Annotated in this window: 3 protein-coding genes; 1 reads left to right on the top strand and 2 read right to left on the bottom strand. The window is 45.4% G+C overall.

The window, feature by feature from the left end:
- Window positions 1–1,418: 1,418 nt before the first annotated feature.
- Both QUA25_RS28575 and QUA25_RS28570 read right to left on the bottom strand, forming a co-directional pair.
- Entirely contained in the window at window positions 1,419–1,625 is a 207-nt protein-coding gene (locus tag QUA25_RS28575) for a hypothetical protein (RefSeq protein ID WP_333043061.1), read from the bottom strand.
- A gap of 477 nt (window positions 1,626–2,102) precedes the next feature.
- A complete protein-coding gene (locus QUA25_RS28570; protein WP_106331726.1) occupies window positions 2,103–2,612 on the bottom strand; it encodes a hypothetical protein in 510 nt (169 codons plus the stop codon).
- A 1,445-nt stretch (window positions 2,613–4,057) separates the two neighbouring features.
- Between QUA25_RS28570 and QUA25_RS28565 the strand changes: the two genes are divergently transcribed.
- Window positions 4,058–4,279 (top strand): hypothetical protein, encoded by a 222-nt coding sequence (locus tag QUA25_RS28565; RefSeq protein ID WP_333043058.1) that lies wholly within the window; start codon window positions 4,058–4,060, stop codon window positions 4,277–4,279.
- Window positions 4,280–4,764: the final 485 nt, after the last annotated feature.

The following is a 4,764-nucleotide window of genomic DNA, read 5'->3' as shown; positions in this document are numbered from 1 at the left end:
TGCCTATCTTTTTTTACCACAAGTTGGCTCAATCCTTACTAGCTATGGGTTTTGGGTGGGTTGTCACCCCCCCAGAAAACCGAAGGAACCTAAAGCTGAAGCAGAGCAGTGACAGAGGTTTGAGTAGCAATTGTGCAGAAACTTGCGAACCGGGCTGAAAGCCCCGCTTAGCAAGGATTTAAGCTAAATGAGCCAGCAAGCCAATTTGAGGTAAATGGCTTGTATCTCCGCCTATCCCTTTATAGAAATAGGGGCTTCCTTATTCACTATCGATTTACCGAGGAATCAACCAGGAGCGATCCGGCTACCCAACAAGCCGATTGCCCCCAATTTCTCCGTGACTAGACCGAAAAATCGAACAGCAATATGCTTAATTATGCTTAATTATGTGTTCGCCCCTGGTTCTCTCTTCAATTCTGAAACGGAAGAGGCAACCACTGACAGAAGCCATGGGCGATCCGCTTTATTAGCTTTTGTTAGAAATTGTTAGCTTTTATGCCTTTTCCGGTTGTTGCCGGAGAACTCACAAGCTGTTTGAACTGGGCAAATTCCACCATCCGCCGACGATCGCCAAAACATCGGTGGATGCAACAAAAACCCGCGTCGGTTGCCTCCGCAAAATCCTCCTCAATAGCTGAAGCTAGGGCGCGAGATGGGAGCCGTGAGCCTGTTTGATTATATGAGCTCCGTCGTGGGCGATCGAGCTGTCGCTCAAGCCGATCGCTCGTTACCCAGATGTGACGGGAGCAATTGATGCCAGTGCTGCTACGAAGTTGTCACAACAACAGGAGCAATGTGAGCAACCGGCACAGTCGAAGAGCGGGTAAAAATCAAGCGCCTTGACACCTAGGATTCCCCATTCATAAGGGTGCATTATTTTTGTTTCTGCACCTAAAAGTCTGGTTTGTGATCACAAAAACATTGCTTGCTACCGATTGAGAACAGTCATAACCTGCCTCAACAGGCAAATGTACGCTCGACATAAAAAAGCAGCAATTTGACCGAAAAAGTCAGACGGAAAGCAGGATATTTTCCGGTAAATACAGGTAAAATGCAGCCCCTGCAAATACCTGTAATCTCACTGATTTTATACTGCACTTGCCTGACTTTATACTGCACTTGCCTGACTTTAGCGCTCCACAACAATTAGTGATTTTTTAGCGTTTTTAACAAAGACTGGATTGACTTAATAGTCAAGTTACGATACCTAAGTTGAATTAAAAATCAAGTTGAGCAAGTGCGAGAAAAGTGGCAGGTAGCTAAAATTTATGAAGCGATTTTGTAGCGTAGTACCCACTATGCCAGCAATAAAGTTGAGGCTGGACTATCTGGTTTTTGCGTTCCGAGCCGGGCTGTTTGCGAGTGTAAGGCTTACCTCGATCAAGTGTCCGCTGCCGTCTATTGCTAACAGTCAACTACTAAACTACCATCGCCAGCCTTTCAATTCTTTCCAATAGCAAGCGAGAGCGACCTGAAATTTTAGCAACGGGTGAGAGGAAAGCAGGCGCGATGGAACACAGATTTGCAAGCTCTGCTCGAAACCATTCTGATAAAAATGCTTTCACTTCTTCGTCAGTTTGCTGCACTTCCTCGAACAAACTAGAACGCCCGTCCAGCAATGCCACAATGTCTTCAATATCAGAACTAAAATAAAAGTTACCCCCACCTCTACCAATGAAAGCTTCTATGCGTGGAAGCGAGGAGATAAGGCGTTGAAAAAATTAGGATTTGCCTACCACTTGGAAGTTGGTAGCGAATAGAGTTAGCAATGCCCGGCCTGTACCAGCGATTGGAAAACCCTAATACAGAGGAGTCGCACGGCATGACATCAATTGAAATTTTCTCATAGTGCCAGCGACACAGCGGTGCGCCTGATTCTGTACTCTCTTGAAGCCCGATAGTTTTCAGCAATTCTGAGAGTTGGTAGTATTCAGCCGCTTATGCAATGGAGACCACGCAATCAACATCATCGGTGGGTCGAATGTCGGGGGCCTCCGCTTCATCGAGGTAAAGCGATATTGTTGCCCCTCCTGTGAAAACGATGGTAGTGGGTACGGTCGAGAGTACCCTGGCAACTATTTCCAGCATGAGTATCTGCTGATTCATAGAGCGACGAGCCTTTTTTCAAGTTCGCTAGCGGCTAAACGTTGCTCCCGCACCCGACCAACTCGAATAGCGTCAATCAAGCTGAGCAAGGCGTAGAGTTTTGGATCATTACTGGCAGCTTGGGGGACTGAGCGGTACAGAGGTGCGATCGCCTGCCCTCTCACGACACCTTGAGGGTCAGGCCAAACGTAAACCTCAGATGGTGAGGCAACCAGCTTGCTTTTCAATGGCTCAGCAGAATGTGCAGTTGGCAGTCCCCGCGAGAGGGGGCCTGGTTGGGCGTAGAATACATAGCGCAACCCGTGAACCAAGAATTCCAACACCGCTTGCTTCAAAATTTTCCGCTCGGAGCCATAATACAGACCGGCAGCTTCAGAACGCTCAAGGGCAGCATGAACCTCTGATGCGCTCATGCCCAAGCTTTGAGCGAGAGAACTGTACGTCCAGTTCGTTGAATCCCAACTGTGGACTTTGAGTATTGCAAGGATATCTTGGGGTTTTAGCATAGCGGATGAGCTAGCACATTGTTACCTTTATTCTATATTCGCGAATAGCGAATACTCAAGGTGTGGCCACTTTAATTTACGGAGGGCGCGCTCGTTGAAGGGCAAGAGCCTAGTAGCGAATACAGCGCTTGCCCCGGCCGCTTGAAGCCATTGTAGGAGCGCTATTCGAGCGCGTGTTTCAGAAAACTTAGCCGCAACTTTCTTTATCGATATAAATATATCTCCCAATATTGCTTGCTACCATCTTTCCTTTACCGATATAAATATATCTCCCAACATTGCTTGCTACCATCCTTCTCTGCTTTTTTCCAGTTCTTCCCAGCTTGTATAAATTTGCATAAATTTGAGTTTTTTGTTGCTAATACCGCCCCAAATTGGGTTCACAATTCAAGCTGAGCTTACAAATTTTTACTCATAAAAACTCAAAAACTACAGCAATAACTCAGAAAAACTCATCGTCTAGCGGTCTCAAAAAGTTAATTTTGAGGTGTTTTCCTGTCCCGGTACGCTTAAGATTTATTTAACAACTAAACAGCTTGCCTCTGCATTCCCCAATAGTCGCAATTGTAGAAAAAGCAAGCGACTAACTGGTAGCAATTATGCTGTACTTTCAGGTTCGAGCAAGCCGAACTAATCGAATAGACTGTTAAAGTTGCCTAAAAGATTGCCGCCTTGTTATAGCCATTCAGCTATGGCATATTAATGTATCGGAACAATAGCGGTAGCGTTTTTCTAGCAAGAGTTGCAGTACAGGGAGCCGAGTTTGATTGAATGCAGTGCTAACGCACTTTTGTATAAGAGGAGTGAAGTGGAAGAGTATTTTTTTCGGGCTGCCAGAATGCTCATGCAGAGTGTTCGCTATCTTCATCTGCTCTGTTGCCTCGCTGATTCAGGTACTAATGCCAGTGATGTTACGACTACTACAAAGGTCAGGTTCTTCTAAGAAGTAATGCCGGCCAGCAATAAGCGTAAGCTGCATTCTCCACACAGAGGGTGCAACTTTTTGTAAGAAAGAACACATTACGATTGTTACTGAAGGCCACAAAAAGCTTTGTATTTTAACCCTTCTATTTCCTAATATTTCCTAATATTTCCTACTTCTCCCTAAAAATTCCTAAATTGTCCTCCAATTTTCACAAATCTTAATTAAATTAAATTAACTTTCGCTGCTTTTAAATAGATTTTTTGTACTCCGACACCTCTTAAATCCTCCTAGTTAGTGCGCTAGTCGCATAGCAAGCCATGTCAAATAGACGTACAAAAGTCGGATTTGAGCACTTTTTGCCAATTTATGGTTTTTGCAAGAGTGCCATAGGAATTGTTGGTAGCTGCGAGTTGCGCTCACGCTCACTCTGGAAGCCAAGACAAGAAAGTTTGATGGGGCAGTTTGGACAAGGATAGAACTGTGCTCGTGCCAGTCGCTCTTGAAGCCAGGAGCGAGCTAGTTGGTGTACACGACAGCCGCCTTTACAATGGAGCGGATCATCGCACGACACAAGCCAGTTGGTGCAGTTCGGCATTGGCGGCGGACACCAAGAGCTTTCGCGCGCCCGCTATCCTGTTTGCAAGCGAAGCAGCCGGCTGATGTCGAGGATCGCGAGGGAATCACTCGTCCGATAGCCAGCAAGAGCGCGATCGCCATGACACCTAGGATTCCCCATTCATAAGGGTGCATCGTTTTTATTTAAAAGTAATAAATAAGGTTTTGTACGGACAAAACCATTGCTTGCTACCGATTGAGAACAGCGAAAACCAGCCTCAACAAGCAAATGTACGCTCGACACAAAAAAGCAGTAATTTGGCATAAAATTGCAGGCATTTGCAGGATATTTTCGGGTAAATACAGGTAGAGTGCAGTCGCTGCAAATACCTGTATCTCACTGATTTTGTACTGCTTTCCGCCTGATTTTATACTGCAAGTGCCTGACTTTAGGGCACACAAAAATTAGCTAATTTTTTTGGTGGCGGCTTTGATCGACGGTACGGGGAGTTCGCTAAAATATTTTGGGCAACGCGCGACCAATTCCTGAAAATCTAAAAAGTGCCGATCACCCACAACAGCCACCAATTCCGCCTCATTGGTAACAAGTTAGAAAGGAGTAGATTTTGTCAATACCTCTTTCTGCAGAAATATTATGGAACAATAATGATA

The organism is Microcoleus sp. Pol17C6, assembly GCF_036701145.1.
Classification (GTDB): domain Bacteria; phylum Cyanobacteriota; class Cyanobacteriia; order Cyanobacteriales; family Microcoleaceae; genus Microcoleus.
The sequence above is the reverse complement of the archived record's forward strand: the minus strand, read 5'-3'. Positions and strand labels throughout refer to the sequence as shown.

Excerpts from the sequence above, each read along its gene's own strand:
- QUA25_RS28570 (WP_106331726.1), bottom strand. The coding sequence starts at position 2,612 with ATGCTAAAACCCCAAGATATCCTTGCAATACTCAAAGTCCACAGTTGG.